At 57.3% G+C, this 19,123-nt stretch carries 17 protein-coding genes; 5 read left to right on the top strand and 12 right to left on the bottom strand.

Going from position 1 to position 19,123, the window contains the following annotated elements; all coding sequences use genetic code 11:
- Positions 1-62 precede the first annotated feature (62 nt).
- A complete protein-coding gene (locus tag P3C52_RS04600) occupies positions 63-797 on the top strand; it encodes a MerR family transcriptional regulator (RefSeq protein WP_275554025.1) in 735 nt (244 codons plus the stop codon).
- Between the two features lie 167 nt (positions 798-964).
- Here the strand turns inward: P3C52_RS04600 and P3C52_RS04595 are convergent, their stop codons facing one another.
- From P3C52_RS04595 to P3C52_RS04580, 4 genes are read right to left on the bottom strand one after another with little or no spacing between them, the layout of a single operon-like run.
- The gene (locus P3C52_RS04595) at positions 965-1,711 is read right to left on the bottom strand and encodes an ABC transporter permease (protein WP_275554024.1); all 747 of its coding nucleotides are present in this window, start codon (positions 1,709-1,711) and stop codon (positions 965-967) included.
- A complete protein-coding gene (locus P3C52_RS04590; RefSeq protein WP_275554023.1) occupies positions 1,708-2,643 on the bottom strand; it encodes an ABC transporter ATP-binding protein in 936 nt (311 codons plus the stop codon). Before P3C52_RS04590 ends, P3C52_RS04595 begins: the two co-directional genes overlap by 4 nt.
- Positions 2,640-3,800, bottom strand: a complete 1,161-nt coding sequence (locus P3C52_RS04585) for an ABC transporter permease (protein WP_275554022.1) — start codon at positions 3,798-3,800, stop codon at positions 2,640-2,642. The genes P3C52_RS04590 and P3C52_RS04585 overlap by 4 nt, the downstream gene beginning before the upstream one ends.
- A 25-nt stretch (positions 3,801-3,825) precedes the next feature.
- Positions 3,826-4,746, bottom strand: a complete 921-nt coding sequence (locus P3C52_RS04580; RefSeq protein WP_275554021.1) for an ABC transporter substrate-binding protein — start codon at positions 4,744-4,746, stop codon at positions 3,826-3,828.
- A 199-nt stretch (positions 4,747-4,945) separates the two neighbouring features.
- On the opposite strand from P3C52_RS04580, the gene P3C52_RS04575 reads away from it, so the two are divergent.
- Complete coding sequence (locus tag P3C52_RS04575; protein WP_275554020.1) at positions 4,946-6,424, top strand: MFS transporter; 1,479 nt, start codon at positions 4,946-4,948, stop codon at positions 6,422-6,424.
- Here the strand turns inward: P3C52_RS04575 and idi are convergent.
- From idi to P3C52_RS04555, 4 genes are all read right to left on the bottom strand, one after another.
- Positions 6,382-6,945, bottom strand: coding sequence for an isopentenyl-diphosphate Delta-isomerase (gene idi / locus P3C52_RS04570; protein ID WP_275554019.1), 564 nt, complete (start codon positions 6,943-6,945; stop codon positions 6,382-6,384). The two genes, P3C52_RS04575 and idi, sit on opposite strands and share 43 nt — an antisense overlap.
- A 196-nt stretch (positions 6,946-7,141) precedes the next feature.
- Entirely contained in the window at positions 7,142-9,037 is a 1,896-nt protein-coding gene (locus P3C52_RS04565; RefSeq protein WP_275554018.1) for a methyl-accepting chemotaxis protein, read from the bottom strand.
- Positions 9,038-9,156: 119 nt separating this feature from the next.
- Entirely contained in the window at positions 9,157-10,266 is a 1,110-nt protein-coding gene (locus P3C52_RS04560; RefSeq protein ID WP_275554017.1) for a suppressor of fused domain protein, read from the bottom strand.
- Positions 10,267-10,355: 89 nt separating this feature from the next.
- Entirely contained in the window at positions 10,356-11,228 is an 873-nt protein-coding gene (locus P3C52_RS04555) for an oxygenase MpaB family protein (RefSeq protein ID WP_275554016.1), read from the bottom strand.
- Between the two features lie 256 nt (positions 11,229-11,484).
- On the opposite strand from P3C52_RS04555, the gene P3C52_RS04550 reads away from it, so the two are divergent.
- Positions 11,485-11,976, top strand: a complete 492-nt coding sequence (locus tag P3C52_RS04550; protein WP_275554015.1) for a ferritin-like domain-containing protein — start codon at positions 11,485-11,487, stop codon at positions 11,974-11,976.
- A gap of 160 nt (positions 11,977-12,136) precedes the next feature.
- On the opposite strand, the gene P3C52_RS04545 is transcribed toward P3C52_RS04550, so the two are convergent.
- The 3 genes from P3C52_RS04545 to P3C52_RS04535 are packed head-to-tail and all read right to left on the bottom strand — an operon-like array spanning position 12,137 to position 14,105.
- Positions 12,137-12,844 (bottom strand): aspartyl/asparaginyl beta-hydroxylase domain-containing protein, encoded by a 708-nt coding sequence (locus tag P3C52_RS04545; protein WP_275554014.1) that lies wholly within the window; start codon positions 12,842-12,844, stop codon positions 12,137-12,139.
- Complete coding sequence (locus P3C52_RS04540) at positions 12,841-13,530, bottom strand: ATP-grasp domain-containing protein (RefSeq protein WP_275554123.1); 690 nt, start codon at positions 13,528-13,530, stop codon at positions 12,841-12,843. Before P3C52_RS04540 ends, P3C52_RS04545 begins: the two co-directional genes overlap by 4 nt.
- Positions 13,531-13,556: 26 nt before the next feature.
- Positions 13,557-14,105: an isocitrate lyase/phosphoenolpyruvate mutase family protein gene (locus P3C52_RS04535; RefSeq protein ID WP_275554013.1), complete on the bottom strand. Its 549-nt coding sequence runs from the start codon at positions 14,103-14,105 to the stop codon at positions 13,557-13,559.
- A 376-nt stretch (positions 14,106-14,481) separates the two neighbouring features.
- Between P3C52_RS04535 and P3C52_RS04530 the strand changes: the two genes are divergently transcribed.
- Together P3C52_RS04530 and P3C52_RS04525 are read left to right on the top strand one after the other, a co-directional pair.
- On the top strand, positions 14,482-15,735 hold the full coding sequence (locus tag P3C52_RS04530) for an MFS transporter (protein ID WP_275554012.1): 1,254 nt from the start codon (positions 14,482-14,484) through the stop codon (positions 15,733-15,735).
- A complete protein-coding gene (locus tag P3C52_RS04525) occupies positions 15,732-16,481 on the top strand; it encodes an SDR family oxidoreductase (RefSeq protein ID WP_275554011.1) in 750 nt (249 codons plus the stop codon). The genes P3C52_RS04530 and P3C52_RS04525 overlap by 4 nt, the downstream gene beginning before the upstream one ends.
- 320 nt (positions 16,482-16,801) lie before the next feature.
- On the opposite strand, the gene bglX is transcribed toward P3C52_RS04525, so the two are convergent.
- A complete protein-coding gene (bglX, locus tag P3C52_RS04520) occupies positions 16,802-19,099 on the bottom strand; it encodes a beta-glucosidase BglX (protein ID WP_275554010.1) in 2,298 nt (765 codons plus the stop codon).
- Positions 19,100-19,123 lie beyond the last annotated feature (24 nt).

Here is a 19,123-nt window from a genome sequence, read left to right as displayed (position 1 = left end):
TTGACGTACCTCCGTTAAGGTTAATGCAGATAATGTATCTGCAGAGTAAGTTGAGGCAGCAAATGGCCCTGTACAGCATCGGCGATGTCGCTGAACGCTGTGGTATAAACCCCGTAACGCTACGCGCATGGCAGCGTCGTTATGGGCTGCTTAAGCCACAGCGTACCGAGGGCGGACACCGGCAGTTTGATGATGAAGATGTTCAGCGTATCGAAGAGATTAAACGCTGGATAGAGAGTGGCGTACCGGTAGGAAAGGTAAAAGCGCTCATGGAAGGCGAGAACGTCGATAGCCACGATGGCTGGATGGCGCTTCAGGAAGAGGTGATGAGCGTACTGCGGCACGTTCGCCCTTCCAAGCTGCGGGTTAAAATCGCCGCGATGGGGCGTGAATATCCAGTTGACGCGCTGATCGATCACGTTTTTGTGCCGGTACGTCAGCGTCTGGGACTCGATCAAAATACGGCGAAAGCGATGTGCAGTTTGCTGGATGGTGCCCTGATCGATTACGTCGCCTTCTGTCTGACCGGCGCGCGCAAAAAGGCCGGGAAAGATGCGCTGCTTATCGGCTGGAACGTGGAAGATCGCACCCGTCTCTGGCTGGAGGCATGGCGTCTTGCCCAGCACGGCTGGCGTATCGATGTGCTGGCGGAACCGCTGGAGAATCCCAGACCGGAGCTGTTTCCCGGTCAGCAGATTTTCGTGTGGACAGGAAAAAAGTTAACCCGCCGTCAGATAGAGCAGTTTGCTCACTGGCATGAGCAGGGCTTCTCTATCAACCTGCACGAAGCGGGCTGAAAATGACGTAAATTGCCTGGTCGCCAGGCACGGATCGCGTTATGATCTGCCCTCTTTTTTTATCGTTACAGGCAGCACAATGAACTGGCAAAAATTCCTGGTTGGCACCCTCTTTTTTATCATGGCCGTCGGCGGCACCGGTGGTCTGATGCTGGTCGGCTACACCATTATTTTGCATTCCCGCTAAAACAGCGTTGCAGGCGCTCGAAGAGCCGGTCTACCACCAGCGCCAGTAGCGCCGTCAGCACCGCCCCCTGAATAACATACGCCGTATTAAACCCGCTCAGGCCGATAATAATCGGCGATCCCAGGCTTTTCGCGCCAACCGTTGAAGCGATGGCGGCGGTACCGATATTGATAATTACCGAAGTGCGTACCCCGGCGATAATCACCGGCGCGGCCAGCGGCAGCTCGACGCGTGTCAGCGACTGCCAGGCGCTCATGCCAACACCCTGCGCCACTTCACGCGCGCTGGCGGGCACCGATTCAATTCCCGCCAGCGTGCCCTGCAGAACCGGCAGAATGCCATACAGCAATAGCGCAATAATCGCAGGCTGTTCGCCAAAACCGATAACCGGCACCGCGACGGCCAGCACCGCTACCGGCGGAAAGGTTTGACCGGCGGCGGCCAGGGTTTCCACCAGCGGACGAAACTCACGTCCGCTCTGGCGCGTCACCGCCACGCCCGCGCCGATACCGATCAGCGCCGCGCCCAGGCTGGAAAGACCAACCAGCCGCAGATGAGCCAGAGCCAGTTGCCAAAAACTTTCCTGCTGATAGAGCGGACGATCGAGCTGCGGAAACCAGCGGGCAAACAGCGGGCCGCTCCAGGGCATCAACAGCAACAAAGCGATAAACAGTGCGATCAGCCACAGCAGAGGATCGCGCAGCCACCTTTTCAGACGTCCACTCATGCGCTCTCCCGCTGACGCAGCAAATCGCCAAAGTGCAGCACGCCGAGCGGCGTGCCCTGTCCATCCACCACCGGCAGCTTATCGGTTTGACGGGCAATAAACTGGGAAAGCGCCTCACGCAGCGACATTTCCGCCGCTATCGGCGACGTTTCCAGCCACTCGCCGCGTCGGGCTGCTGCACCGGCGCTTCCCAGCGCCAGCAAGCGCACGCCCAGTTCGCTGCGGCCAAAAAAGTCGCGCACAAAATCGTTGGCGGGATGCGTCAGCATTTCGATCGGTCTGCCCTGCTGCACGATACGCCCGCTGTCCATCAGCACAATTTTATCCGCCAGCGTCAGCGCCTCATCAATATCGTGGGTTACCAGCACAATCGTACGGCCGGATAAGCGATGAATACGCAGCATCTCCTGCTGCAGCGCGCCGCGCGTCACCGGATCGAGCGCGCCAAATGGCTCATCCATCAACAGCACTTCTGGATCGGCGGCCAGCGCGCGCGCCACGCCAACCCGTTGCTGTTGTCCGCCGGAAAGCTGGTGCGGATAACGATGAAGCAGATCCGCCTCCAGATTCAGCAGCGTCAACAGCTCGGCAATGCGTTCCTGCTGTTGCGCCTGCGGCCAGTTCAGCAGCCCCGGTACGGTGGCGATATTTTTTTCCACCGTCCAGTGGGGAAACAGCCCGATTGACTGAATGGCGTAACCCATCCGACGCCGCAGCGTCTGTGGATTAAAGCCGCGAATCTCCTCGCCGGCGAACTGGATCGTGCCCTTGTCGTGTTCGACCAGCCGGTTAATCATTTTCAGCGTAGTTGATTTGCCGGAACCGGAGGTGCCGATCAGCACGGTAAATTCACCGGCGGCGATGTGTAGATCGATCTCATCCACCGCCGCCTTGCCGGCAAAATATTTGCTGACCTGTTTAAACTCAATCATAAGGTCTTCCTTTCCAGCAGCGAGATAGCGATGTTAAACAGGGCATCCACCAGTACCGCCAGCGCAATAACCGGAATGACGCCGAGCAATACCAGCTCCAGCGCGCTGCTGAGCAGCCCCTGGAAGATAATAGCGCCGAAGCCGCCCGCGCCGATTAAAGCGGCGATGACCGCCATGCCCACCGTCTGTACGGTGACCACGCGCAGACCGCTGAGCAACACCGGCAGCGCCAGCGGAATCTCCACCTGCCAGAAAATCTGCCCGCGCGACATGCCCATACCGGCGGCGGTTTCGCGCACGCCGGATGGCACCTGCTGAAGTCCGGCCACCACGCTGCGTACCAGCGGCAACAGCGCATACAGCACCAGCGCTATCAGCGCCGGCGCCAGGCCAATGCCGCTGACGCCCAGCCGCGCAAGCCAGGGAAAATGCGCGGCCAGCCCCGCCAGCGGCGCAATTAGCAGGCCGAACAGCGCCACCGAGGGCACGGTCTGAATAATATTGAGGACAGAAAAGATGGTGGCCTGCCAGCGCGTACGTCGATAGCAGAACAGCCCCAGCGGTACACCCAGCAATAGCGCCGGAACGAGCGTGGCGATCAGCAGCAGCAGGTGGCGTGACAGCGCCTGATCGAACACATCCTGGCGGGTCGCGTACTCTTTCAGCAGCGCCAGCTGATCGAGCTGGCCGCCAGCCAGCAGCAGAATCAGCGGCAGCCAGACCTGCATGTTCAACAGCAATCGCCACGCGCCATTGCGCGTCAGGCGCAGCACGCTGTCGGCGGCAATCAGCAAACAGAGCGCGCCCGCCGCCCACAAGCCGCTGCCGAAGCTGGTGCGGGAGAGCGCGCTGCCCTGCCCGGCCAGCGTCTCAGCGGCATGACCACCCAGCGCCACCAGCAGCGTCAGCAGAATTTCACTGAGCGCCAGCGTCAGGATCAGCGTGGGTCGATTCAGCGGTTGCCATGCCAGCAACAACAATAGCGGAACGATAAGCGGAATCAGCCAGCCCGCGCCGCGCAGTAGCTGGGAGAGCATCACCGGCTGGCCGGAGACCAGCCGGTTCGGCGCGAAGCTGACAAAAGGTAAGGTAAACAGCGCCGCCGCCAGCAACACAACCAGCAGCAGCAGCACGCGGTTACGGGGCCATCGCAACATCAGCAGCGGCTATCGGATAAGAAAATCACAGCAATTTCTGCTGCTGGAGCCAGTCGGTTGCGACTTTTTTCGCATCCTGACCTTCAACGGCGATTTTAGCGTTTAGCGACTGCAAGGTTTTTTCATCCAGCGCGCTAAACACCGGCTGCAGCCAGTCGGCAACCTCAGGGTACTGTTTCATCACCGCCGCGCGGATAACCGGCGCGGGCGCATAGATTGGCTGAACGCCCTGCGGATCGCTTAAGGTTTGCAGGCCCAGCGCCGCCACCGGCCCGTCGGTGCCATAGGCCATCGCCGCGTTAACGCCGGAGGTCTGTTGCGCCGCCGCCTTGATGGTCACTGCCGTATCGCCGCCCGCCAGCGACAGCAGCTGATCCTGCTCCAGCTTAAAGCCATAGGCTTTTTCAAAAGCGGGCAGCGCATCGGCGCGTTCGATAAATTCAGCGGAGGCGGCCAGCTTAAAGGTACCGCCCTCTTTCAGGTAGCGGCTGAGATCGGCCAGCGAGGTCAGATGCTGCTCTTTTGCCAGATCGCCACGCACCGCAATGGTCCAGGTATTATTAGCGGGCGCGGGTGTCAGCCAGACCAGCTGATTTTTCTGCGCGTCCAGCGTTTTCACTTTTTCATAGCCCGCCTGGGCATTTTTCCAGGCTGCATCGCCCGCCAGATTAAAGAAAAAGGCGCCGTTGCCGGTGTATTCAGGATAAATATCCAGCTCGCCGGCGGTTATCGCGCCGCGCACTACCTGCGTATTGCCCAGCTGAATTTTATTGACCGTCGGAACGCCATGCTTATTCAGTACCTGCAAAATGATGTTGCCCAGCAGCGAACCTTCCGTATCAATTTTCGAACCCACGCGCACCGGTTCGGCGGCCTGAACAGCGCTGGACAGCGTCATCAGGGCGGCGAAGGCGAGCAGGCCGCGACGCGCAGCAGCAAAAGCCATGGCAATTTTCCTTTTTAGCGAAGTTAACCTGTCAAAGCGTAGCGCAAATATTTTCGGGCGCGGAATAAATGGCAAATTTCTGCGAGGCGCTACGCAAGCTTAAACGCAACAGAAGTAAGTTATAACCAGATGGAATTTAAGCTCTCACATCATGACGTTATGCTCAGACCCCCAATAATTATTAATTTTGCATAACATCATGACTGAAATTATCACTGCGCCGACGTCAGAAGCGTCGGGCCGTTCTGCCGCCGGGGAGACCGCCTGGATACGCCAGCCTGCCGATGTTTCACAGCTGGTCAATACCAGCACGCAGGCGCGAAATAATGCGCATATTGTGATCGCCATCGCGCTGGGCGGCGTTTTTCTGGACGCCTACGATCTGGGTGCGCTGGCCTTTGGCATGAAAGATGTGGCGCGCGAGTTTAACCTGACGCCCGCCGCGACGGGTATGGTCGCCTCCGCCATTACCTTCGGCGCGATCATCGGCGCGCTGATCGGCGGCTATCTGACCGACAAGATTGGTCGCTATCGCGTGTTTATGGCGGATATGTTTTTCTTTGTGGTCGCCGCGCTGGCCTGCGCCTTTGCGCCCAACGAATATGTGCTGGCGGGCGCGCGGTTTGTGATGGGGCTGGGCGTGGGGATCGATTTGCCGGTAGCGATGGCGTTCCTTGCCGAGTTTTCGCGGCTTAAAGGACGCGGCAATAAAGCCGCCAGCATCGCCATGTGGTGTCCGACCTGGTATGCCGCCATCAGCATCTCTTATCTGCTGGTGCTGGTGCTGTACGCCACGCTGCCGGCCAGCCATACCGACTGGCTGTGGCGTTTGATTCTGGGCTTTGGCGCGGTGCCGGCGCTGTTGATTATCGCCATTCGCAGCCGCTATATGAGCGAGTCGCCGGTCTGGGCGGCGAATCAGGGCGATCTGCACGGCGCGGCAGCAATTTTACGTCGTGCCTGGGGCATTAACGCACAGGTCGCCAGCGACGCGGACGTACGCGTGCAACAGCGACCACGCCGGGCGGGCTGGCGCAACTACGGCGCGCTGCTGCGCGGCGTTTACCTGAAGCGTACGCTGCTGGCGACGGTCATCTCTGTCGCCTCCTCGTTTGCCTATAACGCGGTCGCCTTCGGGCTGCCGGTGATTATTTCCAGCTTTCTGGCACAGTCAATGCTGACCACCATTCTGGTCTCGCTGGCGTTGAATTTGCTGTTTGCATTTGTCGGCGGGCTGCTGGCGGTGCGGCTGGTGCCGCGTCTCGGTGCCTGGCGAATGACGGTGGCGGGCTACGTTTGCCAGTTCGCTGCGCTGCTGGGGCTGGCGCTAATCGGACGTCCTGAGGCGCTACCGGAAGCGATAACCGCTATCGCCATGCTGGCGCTGTTCCTGTTCGGTCAGGGATTTGGCCCCGGTTCGCATACCATGACCTACGCCTCGCTGAGCTATCCGGTTTCGCTACGCGGCGTCGGCGTCGGGCTGAATCAGACACTAATGCGCGCCAGCTCAACGCTGTCGTTGTTCCTGTTTCCGCTGCTGACAGCATGGCTGGACACCGGCGTGTTCTGGGTGATTGCACTGGCGCCGCTGGCCGGTTTGCTTGCGCTGCTGCTGGTGCCTTGGGAACCGTCGGGCTACGACGTCGATGCGGAGGATTTTGCCAGCCCAACGCGCTGAGTAAACTGCGTCAGCTGGGCAGGAATGCGCGCAAAGGTATATAAAAACCAGGGGGTAAAGCGTGAGGGATCGTGCGTTATCTCCTGCTGAATCGCCTCCAGCGAGAGCCAGCGGCAGGCGTCCGCCTCGTCCGGGTTAAGCTGCGGCGAAGCGTCGCTCAGGGCGAAGAAAACGTGACCATATTCATGCTCGGTCAGCCCGTTGCTCAGCGGCAGGTTATAGCTCAGCTCAAACATCGGCGTCAGCGTCAGATTCAGGCCCATCTCCTCGTTCAGGCGGCGTTCTGCCGCATGCTGCGTGGTCTCATGAGGATAAGGATGGCCGCAGCAGGTATTGCTCCACAATCCGCCGCAGTGATATTTGCCACTGGCGCGGCGCTGCAGCAGCAGCTCCAGCCGGTGGTTAAAGACATAAACCGTTACCGCCCGATGCAGCAGACCTTTTTCGTGAACTTCCAGCTTTTCCATTTTACCGGTAGGGCGATCGAGGTGATCGACAAGGATAACTTCAATGGCGGACATGCAGGCTCCTTCAGATTATTCCCAACTATTGTGGCACATCTGTCGACGCATAATCGTAAAAAAAGTCCCTGTAGTTATCACAATATGTAGCGAAAGTTACCGCGATCAAAAAAGCGCTCCGCTGCCGTTACCGGCGGCGAAGCGCTCTGTACCTTGCCTGATGCGTCAGGGCTGTACGCCCGCGCGTAACCGTTGCTTAAAGTTTGAAACTGGTGACCACCTGCTCCAGCTGCACGCTCTGCTCTTCCATCGCCTGCGCGGCGGCAGAAACCTGTTCTACCAGCGCGGCGTTCTGCTGCGTGGTGCTGTCGAGCTGGTTAATCGCGGTGTTGACCTGCTCAATGCCCAGACTCTGCTCACGGCTGGCGGACATAATTTCGCTCATCAGGGTAGTGACACTGCTTACGCCCTGCATCAGCTCATCCATCGTCTTACCGGCTTCGTTAACCAGCTGGCTACCCGCATCGATATTGGCCACCGAGGTTTCAATCAGCTTTTTAATTTCACGCGCCGAGTTGGCGGAGCGCTGCGCCAGATTGCGCACTTCACTGGCGACCACCGCAAAGCCGCGGCCCTGTTCACCGGCGCGTGCCGCTTCTACCGCCGCGTTCAGCGCCAAAATATTGGTCTGGAAGGCGATGCTGTCGATTACGCTGATGATATCCACCACCTTACGGGAAGATGCATCGATCTCGCCCATGGTCGCCACCACCTGACGCACCACTTCCGTCCCGCGCTCGGCGACTTTTGACGCCTCGCCTGCCAGCTGGTTGGCATGGGTCGCGTTATCGGCATTCTGACGCACGGTGCCGGTTAACTGCTCCATCGACGCCGCCGTTTCCACAATCGAACTCGACTGCTCTTCGGTGCGGGCGGAGAGATCGAGGTTGCCGCTGGCGATTTCACGCGACGCCGAGGTGATCGCCAGCGCGCTGTCGCCCACCTGACGGATCAGCCCCTGCAGGTAGCTGATAAACTGGTTAAAGCTCTGCGCGACGGCGTTAAATTCCGGGCTGTTGCTGGCAGGCAGACGCTGCGTCAGATCGGCGCCGCCGGTGGAAAGCGCCAGAATATTGCTGTTAAGCAGGCTCAGGCGTTTCATCATGCTGCGAATAAAGCCCAGCAGCACCAACAGCAGCACAATGGCTAACGGGATCTGCACCATGCCCAGCTGGGAAATCATCGAGTGGGTTTGCTGCGTCAGCAGGCTGGTCGGTACATCGCTGGCCAGATACCACGGGCTGCCCGCGATCGGCTGGACAAACAGAGTACGATCCCCTTCTTCACCCTGATACTGGCTCTCTACCGGCTGTTTGCCGGCGCTTGCCAGCAGCGCTTTCAACGGCGCGGCCATCGGCAGATCCAGCTCGCTCAGATTCTGTAGCTTCGGCGTGCCGTCCACCAGCGCTGCATTGCCGACCACTTTGCCATCGGCCTCCACGATCAGCACGCGACCGTGAATCGCTTCGCCCATCTCTTTCGCCAGATGATTAAAGAAGCCCAGCGTGACGTCGATGGTCGCAACGCCCCAGACCGTACCGTTGCGATAGATCGCCATGGCGCAGTTGGTGCGCGGCTGCGGGCTGGCGGCGTCCTGATAGGCGTTTGCCCAGGCGCAATGCCCTTTGCTGGCGGCAAGGCCCGCTTTGTACCAGGACTGCTCGTAATAGCGATCGGATTCCGGTGAGTTCCAGAAAGTGTTTACCTGAAGCTGGTTGTTCGCGTCACGGGCAAAAAAGGTGCTGAATTTTTCCCGACCCGCCTCGCGCATATTTGGCAATGGCCAGATGCCGCCGCCGAACACGTTACTGTCCTGATACTGATTGACCAGGGCAGGCAGCAGGCTATCAATAGCGGCGCTGTCCAGCACGCTCACCGCTTCGGTAATGGTACGCTGCTGAGCCTGTACGCGGTTCATCTGTTCGACGATCCGCGCGGCCAGCGCATCCACCTCATAGCGCACCAGGCGCTCTTCATTTGTTTTCAGCTGAGGGGCAACAAAAAAATTGATAACCGCCACGGTAACTACCATCAGCACAATAAAAAATGCCACGATCGCAACCGTAAAGCGGGCCTGCGTTGTTTTTAACATGTCCACACCACTTAACGGAAAGGGCCCGATTGCCCTTCTCGTGTTAACGGCATGTAAAAATATTACTTGAGGTGACCGCGATCATATTTTGCAAAAGTGCCTGGCGCGGTGCGGCGGGATTACACTTCCTGCTCAACCACTTGCTGGCGCGGACGGAAAATATGGCTGGAGCCGTACTGCAACAGGCGGGAAACCAGTTCAATGCCGCCAGCGTCATCCGCCTGGGCGAAAGCCTGCTCAGCGGCAGTCACCGGCGTTGCCCACAGCAGGTTGACCCGTTCGCCTTCGCGTTTCGGCAGCGCAAACTGCCCACCCTCCGCGCCCAGCTCGGCGGAGAGCAAAAAGCCTTCAAAGCCCACCGGCGCCACCGAAGAAGGCAGCGTATGGCCTTCACCCAGCCAGTTCAGGCTGCTCCAGGGATAGTGCGCATAGTTCGCCAGCGCGCTGGCCATTTGAATGGCGTTATCTTCGGTCATCACTTCCGCATCAATCGCCATCGCCAGCTCGGTGCGGCGATATTGCGGTGCCAGATCTTCATAGAGAAAATCGACCCACGGCATCGGACGGATGCACATGCCAACGGTGAAGAAATACCAGACGCCCTGATGATAGTGCTGAGAAATCGCCATCGGCGGCCACTGGCCCTGATCGATAGCATAATATTTCAGCGACGGGCCATAGTGCCCCTCATAACACTGCACCAGATCGTGCTGAACCGGCTGCCAGAGATGGCCATCATGCCAGTCGCGCCAGAACTGCCGATGCGCCAGCGCCTGCGCATAGTAATGGTTGGTTGAAGCCGAGCCGAGCGGTGCGGTCAGGCGATTCTCTTTGATACAGCCTGCGGAAAAACTCACCTGTTTCGTCTGATAAAGGCTCCAGCCGGGGATCACTGCCAACAGCTGCCCCTGATACCAGACGGCGGTGCCGTCGTCGGTCGGCTCCCAGATAATTTGCAAACCGGCGGGATCGAGCGGCGGCTCGGCTTCCAGCGTGCGGCAGCAGTCGGCGCTCAGCAGCGGCGCAATCCCCTGCTCTATCGCAGCGCGATCTTCTTCAAACGGCGCAGGCAACAGGTTACGCAGCCAGCAGCCGCGCACCGCAAAGCGTGAGCGAAAAGGCTCGGTGGGCCAGATATAAAAATAGGCGGCCCGTTCAGTCTGTTCGATGATGGCGGTTAACGTCTGTTGCTGATTAGTGACCTCAGCAATCAACTGCGAATATGTCATAGTGCCTCAACGCAACGTGGAGGGATCCAGCTTCCCCTAGAGTAGGGCAGGATCCGCTTTATCGCTACGTAGCGGCAAGGGTAATAATCTCAAAAATTGCGCCCTGTGCGCCGCATCGCGCGCGGAAAAGCGCCGTTTCGTACCGACCAGCGCAGCAGCGCGGCCAACATGCCGATACGTCGGTCGAGGGTGGCCTGGCGGCGCGTGCTGAAGGAGACACCGCTCATCTGCTGCGCCCAGTCAGGCAGCAGCGCCATACCCGCCTCCATCAGCGTACCCATCACCAGCTTCGCGGGCCAGCTCGGCGCGGGCGCCTGCAACAGCAAGCGGATCACTTCGCGGGTCCGTTCGTCACAGCAGAGCTGCGGGCGCATCTGCGCTATCCACTCTTCTACCGCGCGGCGGCTTTTCGGCACCTCGCGGGCGCCCAGCGCTTCCGCTACCCGCGCCGCTTCCGCGTAATAGCGATCCTGATCGGCAGCGCTGAGGGATGGATTTTTAAAGCGCAGATGAGCGGCCAGAAAAGATCGCGCCTCGGCGACGTGAACCCAGGTCAACAATACAGGATCGCTGGCGGCATAAGGCTTGCCGTAATTATCAACGCCCTCCACCTGCAGATGAATGCGTTTAACCCGTTCAATCAGCGTCAGCGCATCGGCCCGATTGCCAAAGGTGGTTACAGCCACAAACTGGCTGGTACGGCGCAGACGACCCAGCATATCGGTGCGAAACGATGAGTGATCCCAGACGCCCGCCAGCGCGGAAGGATGCAGCATCTGCAACATTAGCGCGCTGATGCCGCCGCACAGCATGGAGGTAAAGTCGCCATGTACCGGCCAGACGATGCTGTCCGGGCCAAACAAACCGGGATCGCCCGGCGGCTGCGAGAGATCGAACTCATTAAGCGAGAGACCGTTAAGGCGAAAAACCTGTCTTTCGATACGTCTGCGTAATAATTCCATTGTATTTCCAACACTTCAGGCTCAGCCGCTGCGTTCTGCAATAAGAAATCACACTCTTTTACGCAGTATTACGCTTAAGCTAACCCTTTGATTAATTTGATTTAAATTTTATAAGCAGCGAAGAAATAAGCATAACTCTTTATCTTTCATCTGTTTGTAAGCGAAACGCAGATTATTTGCCTGCCCGCGAGCCTTCTACCAGGCTTTTATGGCAAACAGCAGTACATCGAAACACAATGATAGGGAGACAAGCGTTATGACTATGCAATCACTTAACGACCTTTTTGTTCATACCCTGAGCGATGTTTACAGTGCTGAAGTCCAGCTCACCAAAGCGCTGCCTAAAATGGCAGAGGCCGCCACTGAAACTAAACTGGTTGAAGGCTTTAAACAACATCTTGAAGAGACGAAAGGCCATATCGCCCGCCTGGACGAAGTCATCCAGTCTCTTGATAATGTTGAGATGGAAAACGTGACCTGTGTAGCTATGGAAGGGCTAATCAAGGAAGGCGAGGAGATTATTCAGGAAGTAGAGGAAGGGCCGGTACGTGATGCGGGCCTGATCGTAGCCGCCCAGAAAGTCGAGCATTATGAAATTTCCAGCTACGGCTCGCTGATGGCGCTGGCCAAAAATCTGGGCTACGACAACGTTATCTCTATCCTGAACAATACCCTGGAAGAAGAAAAAGCGACCGATGAGAAGCTGACCATGCTGGCCGAGCAGCAGGTCAACCAGCACGCCGCCTGACGGGTGATTGCAACGAGGTCTCTCGTTGGCCGTTTTTAGCAGAGCATAAACAGACCGATCGGTTGGCTGCCGATCGGTTTTTTTATGGGCGCGCTATAGCACGCCCGCGTTTTCTCGTGCTGAGCGAGATGGCCCGCCTGCGGGCCATCATTTCGCACTTTCAAAGCGGGTCCGCCACCGGTTTTTTATTAGCCTTGTCGATCATGGTTGCGCCCCAGCGTTTTTTCATCTTCAGGCACAGCAGATTCAGATAGTGCAGCGGCGCGATCATCGGGCGCATAAAATCGATCATTAAAATCACCCTGCTCTCATCCGCCTCGTTATAAACCTCATGTTCATAACAATCATCCAGCACAATGCTCTGGCCGGTCTGCCAGGTATGATATTCATTCATCACCCGGATATAAGGCGAGTTTTTCTGCGGAATTTTAATGCCGATATGATACCGCAGGATGCCGGCATAGGGGCCTTCGTGCGCCGCCAGCGTGACGCGCGGCTCCAGCACCGCCACGGTGGCGTTAATGACATTTGGCATCTGCCTGACCAGCTTCAGCAACGTTGGACAATCCAGCTGCGCCCGCGGATTCTCCTCCCACATAAACCAGGCGTAATAGAGCTTCCAGTTTTCGGAAACCTCGGCGGCGCGCACCGGATCGATCTCCTTATAACGCGTCAGCTCGCGCTCATTAATCAGTGCGCTAATCTCGCGGTGAATATCGGCAAAGTGCGTCTCGATTTTCAGGCTTTCCGGGAACACTTTATGGGCGGATAACAGCGGCGGGCGTCGGTTGCCGCCAACGGAAAAAAGAAACAGCTTATTTAACAATGTGCGCAAAAACGCGTTGTTTTTACTGATTGATCCTTTCATGCCCGTTTCTCCTCATGATGAGTTTGCGAATCAATCCACTGTTCAACCAGCGGCAGGGCCGAGCGCAGCGCGGCAGGCTCCTGTTCGCCAATTAAAATAAAGCCGGGCCGCTCGAAGGAGTTGCCGATCGCCTTAGGTGGCTGGCCGTTATCCAGCTGGCACTGCACACGATCCAGCCCCACCTTAGCGGCCAGCGCCTGGGAAATCGTCTGCGGCGGAATGGAATGGAACAGCGCGATATAACTCATGGCGCCATAGCGCTGGCGTCGTCTGCGGGTCTGAGCGTCGGGCTGACCGCTAAAGGCGTAGCGCAGGGTTTCCGCCACCAGGTTGACGCCAGAGACTTTATTCACCATATCCCAGATATAGTCGCCGCCCGGACGGTTATTAATTTCAATCAGCTGGATATCATCGTCCTGGAGCTTGACCTCAATATGCATCGGGCCATGATGGTGACCAATCTCATCCAGTAGTCTGGTGATATAGCGTGCCAGCCGCGCAAATGTCTCCTCCGGCAGCGCCGCCGGATAGATATGGCACTGTTCCACCAGGCTGCCGGGCGACAGGCGCTTATCCGTCACGCCAATCAGTTGATGCTCACCGCGTAAGCTAAGCGTCTCCACGCTGTATTCAATGCCGTCGACAAATTTCTCCACCAGCACCTGGCGATAGTCCTGCTGTTGCAGATAGCGGAAGAAGGTTTGCGCATCATTTAATGAGGCACAAATTTTGTTAATACTTCCTCCGCGTCAGCGCGTTTAGAGTGAATCAAAATCGCGTCTGCCCCTGCCGCGTGATAACGCTCGGCGCGCCGCAGCGCTTCCGCCATTCCTAATCCAGAAATTAACGCTTCGGTGCGGGCAACAATCACAAAATCGTCATCGGTTTGCGCGTCTCTGGCTGCCTGAATTTTTGAGCAAAAATCAGAGATGTCCGCCAGCTGCTGCTGCTCGCCGAGAAAGGAATTCATTTTGGGAAAGATTTTGTCCTCGATGCAGACGCCGGACACGTTCTTCTGACAGAGCTTTTTCATCAGGCGAATCACGTTGTGGTAATTGCCGAAACCGGTATCGCCATCCAGCAGCACCGGAATCTCAACGTGGTCGGTGATGAATTCCACCACATCCAGCACCTGTGTCCAGGAGGCTTCGTTGCGATCGGATAACCCCAGTGAGGCTGAGATAGTCAAACTCGACGCCCATAAACCAGCAAAACCCGTCTGCTCGGCGATTTTGGCGCTCAGCGCGTTATGGCTTTCCATTAAAAAGAGAGTTCCGGGCTGGCGATCATGGCGCGTAGTCGTGCATTTTTTGTCGTTGTCATGTTGTTTGCCCACTTTTTTCATTAACAAAAGTTAACATTATGAAAGTTAGGTTATTGAAATGTTACTATTCTGTTAAGGGCAATCTGATTAAATCGGTGAATTATTATGTTATTTGAAATGTGAATTTATTCACAATTAACCCCTTAAATTATTGTTTTTAAATAAAATTTTCTTAATTTATATATTGATTTCAAACAGTAAGGTAAAAATATTAATCTACGAATTACTTGAAAATTTAACATTCTCTCTGTTAAATTTAACAATTATGCTTATGGACAAAGATGTTCCGCAGGAATTGTCCGGTGAGGAAACTATGAAAGAACACGCATCTTTGTTAAGCGATGAACTCACCTTTCGACAAATCATCGCTACCTTTCCCCAGCCCGTAATCGCCCTGCTTTTTTTTACCTTGCTGACTCGGGTCAGCTATTTTATGGCCTGGCCCTTTTTATCGATTATCCTGACCCGTACCTGGCATCTGACGCCGGTAATGATCGGCGGCGTGATGTCGGGCTGCGCCGTGATCGCAGTCGTGTTGGGTATTTATGGTGGTTCGCTCTCGGACCGCTGGGGACGGAAGCAGATTCTGGCGCTGGGCTGCCTGCTGGCGATTGTGGGCTATGCGGCCATTGGCCTGGCGAATAACGTATGGATTTTTGCGCTGGGTTTGCTGCTGACCGGTATCTCCTTTTCCTGGACCGACGCGCCCAGCCGCGCCCTGATGAGCGATCTGTTAATCGATGCCCGCCGGCGCGAGCTGGCTTTGCAAATACGCTATTTCGCCGTGAATATCGCGGCGGTCAGCGGCCCGTTAATCGGCATTCTTTTTGGCCTCAATTCGCAGAAAATGACCTTTCTGCTGACTGCGCTCTCCTACGTGCCGTTTTTGTGGTTTGCGCTGTGGCAATTTCCCGCCGCTACAGCCCCGCTCAATCAGGAGGCTGCCTTGCCAGCCCATCCGGGCTTCGGACAAATCAGCCAGATTATTCTGCGCGATAAGATCTATCTGCTGGCGCTGATTTGCAGCATTGTCTGCTACCTGATCTATGCGCAAATTGAATCGGTGGTGCCGCAATATTTACTGATGCTGGACAGCACGCAGGCGGTCAACCTGGTTACGGTAATTCTGGTCACCAATGCGGTCAGCGTGCTGGCGGCGCAGCTTTATCTGGTGCCGCTGTTGGCAAGAGTGGCGGCGGGCCAGCGCATTATCATCGGCGCGCTGATTTTCGCCGCTTCGCAATTTCTGTTCTGGATTAATGTGACAACTAATCTCTACTGGTGGGGACTGGTAGCGGTGGTGTTCAGCATTGCCGAGGCGATTTTACTGCCTAACCTGAGTATTTTGCTGGACAGGCTGGCGCCGGAGCGCTATCGCGGCGCCTACCTTGGCGCCTCCTCGCTGGTGGTGCTGGGCCTCTCTCTCGGCCCCTTTGTCGGCGGCACCCTACTGGAATGGAGCGGCAGAGGCGTATTTATTGCCATGGCGCTGCTAAGTTTGAGTATTGTCTTTATGATGCTGATAACCAAAAAAGCGATAAACGAACGGATTGGGGAAAACGGATGAAAGAGAAGATTACCTTAGTAACCGGCGGCGCACGCGGGATCGGGCGCGCCACCGCCCTGCTGCTGGCGCAGCAAGGGCACGCGATCTGCGTGGGCTATCGTACCCGTCAGGCGTGTGCGGAAGAGGTCGTTGCGCTGATCCGCGACGGCGGCGGCAAAGCCATTGCGGTACAGGCGGATGTTGCCGATGAAGAGCAAGTAGTGGCGCTGTTTCAGCAGATCGATCGCGATCTCGGCTGCTTAACCGGCCTGGTGAATAACGCCGCCATTTTGAAGCAGCAGGCCAGCATCGAACAGCTGGATGCGGCGCGTATCGCAGAGGTGTTTGCCACCAACGTCAGCGGCAGTTTTATCTGCGCGCGCGAGGCGGTAAAGCGCATGGCGCTGCGCCACGGCGGCCACGGCGGCGCGATCGTGAATGTCTCCTCCGCCGCTTCCCGGCTCGGCGCACCGCATGAATATGTGGATTACGCGGCCTCGAAAGGCGCGCTCGATACGCTGACTATCGGGCTATCGCTGGAGGTGGCTGCGCAAGGGATTCGCGTGAATGCTGTGCGTCCGGGCTTAATTTATACCGAGATGCATGCCGACGGCGGCGAGCCTGGGCGCGTCGATCGGGTAAAAGCGCATCTGCCCATGCAGCGCGGCGGCCAGCCGGAAGAGGTCGCGGAGGCTATTGCCTGGCTGCTGTCAGAGAAAGCATCCTATGTGACCGGCAGCTTTATCGATCTGGCGGGCGGCAAATAAGCCGCCGCGCCAGATCGGGAAATGGCAATTAACAGAACTGCTTTTTGCGCTTAAAGCAGAGGGCTTTCAAGCTGGTCAGAAAAGTGTTTCCTGTGGGTGACCGAAGCCCTTTTCGTGTGTAGCAGGCCTTTTCCACCTGTCAGGAACGCTGTTTCTTGCGAATGTTTAAAGCCATTTTCCGCGCGTGAAGCAGGCATTTGCCCGCGCGTTCAACTGACTGAAACCACAAAAAAACCGACCGCGTTACCGCGATCGGTTTTTTATTACGGCTTACCGGTAAGTGAACCATGCCAGCCCAAAGGTAAACCCGCGCTTACCGCTTACAGGTAAGTAAATTCCGCGTTCTGCGTTCTTACCGAATCCAGGCCAATCATTACTTTGAACTTGCCTGGCTCCGCCACGTGCTGCATCTGCTGATTCCAGAACTTCAGCGCATCCACATCAATCGGGAAAGTCACGTTCTGCGATTCGCCTGCCTTCAGCATAATGCGTTTAAAGCCGCGCAGCTCTTTGACCGGACGGCTGATGCTGGCGACTTCGTCGTTCAGATAGAGCTGCACTACCGTCGCGCCGTCACGCTTGCCGGTATTGGTGACCGTCACGCTGGCCTCCACTTTGCCGTTGCGCGGCATGGTCGCGGAGGAGAGCTTCACTGGCGACAGCGTAAAGCTGGTGTAGCTCAGGCCGTAGCCAAACGGGAACAGCGGCCCATTCGCCGCGTCATAATAGTGCGAAGTATATTTGTTCGGCTTTTCCGGGTTGTAAGGACGACCGGTCGGCAGATGGTTGTAATAAATCGGGATCTGGCCCACCGAGCGCGGGAAGGAGACTGGCAGCTTACCGGACGGGTTATAGTCGCCAAACAGCACATCGGCGATAGCGTTGCCCCCTTCCGTACCGCTAAACCAGGTTTCCAGCATCGCATCGGCCTGCTGATATTCATGGGTCAGCGCCAGCGGACGCCCGTTCATCAGCACCAGCACCAGCGGCTTGCCGGTGGTTTTCAGGGCCGCCAGCAGTTTACGCTGAGTTTCCGGCAGCGTCAGATCGGTGCGGCTGGAGGCTTCGTGCGCCATGCCCTGCGCTTCGCCCAGCGCGACCACGACCACATCCGCTTTCTTCGCCGTTGCGACCGCTTCGTCGATCAACTGCTGCGGCGTGCGGCTGTCTACCGTGACCGCCTGCTCATACAGGTTGAGAAAATCCTGAATGCCTTTGTGATCGGTTACGTTGGCGCCTTTGGCGTAGAGTATCGTCGCCTTGTCGGCGGTGGCGTTTTTCAACCCCTGCAGCAGCGTTACCGACTGTTTCGCCACGCCCGCCGCTGACCAACTGCCCATAATATCGCGCTGGCTGTCCGCCAGCGGGCCGATCAACGCGATAGTGCCCGCTTTCTTCAGCGGCAGTGTCTCCAGACGGTTTTTCAGCAGTACCATGCTTTTGCGCGCCACGTCGCGCGCATCGTCACGGTGCAGGCGGCTTTCGGCATTGGTATCCGCCGGATCGCTGCCTTTCGGCCCCAGATGGCTGTAGGGATCGTTAAACAGTCCCATATCATATTTTACGTTCAGCACGTGGCGCGCCGCGTCGTCGATCTCCTGCTCTGACACCACGCCGCGCTTCACCAGCCCCGGCAGATATTTGCTGTAATACTCATCGCCCATGCTCATATCGATACCGGCTTTCAGCGCTACGCGCACCGCATCTTCCGGGTCGCTGGCGACGCCGTGCTTGATCAGCTCCTTAATCGCGCCGTGATCGCTGATAGTGATCCCTTTGAACTTCCACTCATCGCGCAGCAGATCTTTCAGCAGCCAGCTGTTGGCCGTGGCCGGTACGCCGTTAATCGAATTCAGGGAGACCATGACGCCGCCGCTGCCCGCGTCCAGAGACGCTTTGTAAGGCGGCATATAGTCCTGGAACATGCGCTGCGGACTCATGTCCACGGTGTTGTAATCGCGTCCACCTTCGATAGCGCCATACAGCGCGAAGTGCTTGACGCTGGTCATCAGCGCATAGCGATCCGCCGGGCTTTTGCCCTGCATCGCCTCGACCATCGCGCTGCCCATTTTCGCCGTCAGATACGTATCTTCACCGAAACCTTCGGAGCCGCGGCCCCAGCGCGGTTCGCGCGTCACATCCACCATCGGCGCCCAGGTCATATTCAGGCCGTCGTCCGCCGCTTCATAAGCTGAAATACGCCCAACGCGGCTTACCGCATCGAGATCCCAGCTGGAGGCCAGCCCTAACGGAATCGGGAAAATGGTGCGCTGGCCATGTACCACGTCATAGGCGAAGAACAGCGGAATTTTCAGGCGGCTGAGCTGCATCACCTGATCCTGCATCACACGAATGTCGGGACGGGTTACGGTATTAAAGATGGCGCCAACCTGTCCGGTTCTAATCATCTCGCGGATCGCCTCTTTCGGGTTATCCGGGCCGACGCTGATCAGCCGCAGCTGGCCGATTTTTTCATCGAGCGTCATTTTCTTCAGCAGGTCGGTAACAAAGGCGTCGCGCGCGTCGGGCGTCAGGCGATGCGGGCCAAAAAGATCGTCAGCAAGGGCGGGCTGCACTGCCAGGGAAACAGCAAGGCTCAGGGAGTAAATCCATTTCATCAGATTGGGCTCTCAACAAAAACG

Origin of the sequence: Mixta sp. Marseille-Q2659, assembly GCF_940807255.1 — a bacterium.
GTDB lineage: Bacteria > Pseudomonadota > Gammaproteobacteria > Enterobacterales > Enterobacteriaceae > Mixta.
Note: the sequence above shows the minus strand (reverse complement) of the source record. Positions and strands in the feature narration are given on the sequence as shown.

Excerpts from the sequence above, each read along its gene's own strand:
- P3C52_RS04600 (WP_275554025.1), top strand. The coding sequence starts at position 63 with ATGGCCCTGTACAGCATCGGCGATGTCGCTGAACGCTGTGGTATAAAC.
- P3C52_RS04595 (WP_275554024.1), bottom strand. The coding sequence starts at position 1,711 with ATGAGTGGACGTCTGAAAAGGTGGCTGCGCGATCCTCTGCTGTGGCTG.
- P3C52_RS04590 (WP_275554023.1), bottom strand. The coding sequence starts at position 2,643 with ATGATTGAGTTTAAACAGGTCAGCAAATATTTTGCCGGCAAGGCGGCG.
- P3C52_RS04585 (WP_275554022.1), bottom strand. The coding sequence starts at position 3,800 with ATGTTGCGATGGCCCCGTAACCGCGTGCTGCTGCTGCTGGTTGTGTTG.
- P3C52_RS04580 (WP_275554021.1), bottom strand. The coding sequence starts at position 4,746 with ATGGCTTTTGCTGCTGCGCGTCGCGGCCTGCTCGCCTTCGCCGCCCTG.
- P3C52_RS04575 (WP_275554020.1), top strand. The coding sequence starts at position 4,946 with ATGACTGAAATTATCACTGCGCCGACGTCAGAAGCGTCGGGCCGTTCT.
- idi (WP_275554019.1), bottom strand. The coding sequence starts at position 6,945 with ATGTCCGCCATTGAAGTTATCCTTGTCGATCACCTCGATCGCCCTACC.
- P3C52_RS04565 (WP_275554018.1), bottom strand. The coding sequence starts at position 9,037 with ATGTTAAAAACAACGCAGGCCCGCTTTACGGTTGCGATCGTGGCATTT.
- P3C52_RS04560 (WP_275554017.1), bottom strand. The coding sequence starts at position 10,266 with ATGACATATTCGCAGTTGATTGCTGAGGTCACTAATCAGCAACAGACG.
- P3C52_RS04555 (WP_275554016.1), bottom strand. The coding sequence starts at position 11,228 with ATGGAATTATTACGCAGACGTATCGAAAGACAGGTTTTTCGCCTTAAC.
- P3C52_RS04550 (WP_275554015.1), top strand. The coding sequence starts at position 11,485 with ATGACTATGCAATCACTTAACGACCTTTTTGTTCATACCCTGAGCGAT.
- P3C52_RS04545 (WP_275554014.1), bottom strand. The coding sequence starts at position 12,844 with ATGAAAGGATCAATCAGTAAAAACAACGCGTTTTTGCGCACATTGTTA.
- P3C52_RS04535 (WP_275554013.1), bottom strand. The coding sequence starts at position 14,105 with ATGGAAAGCCATAACGCGCTGAGCGCCAAAATCGCCGAGCAGACGGGT.
- P3C52_RS04530 (WP_275554012.1), top strand. The coding sequence starts at position 14,482 with ATGAAAGAACACGCATCTTTGTTAAGCGATGAACTCACCTTTCGACAA.
- P3C52_RS04525 (WP_275554011.1), top strand. The coding sequence starts at position 15,732 with ATGAAAGAGAAGATTACCTTAGTAACCGGCGGCGCACGCGGGATCGGG.
- bglX (WP_275554010.1), bottom strand. The coding sequence starts at position 19,099 with ATGAAATGGATTTACTCCCTGAGCCTTGCTGTTTCCCTGGCAGTGCAG.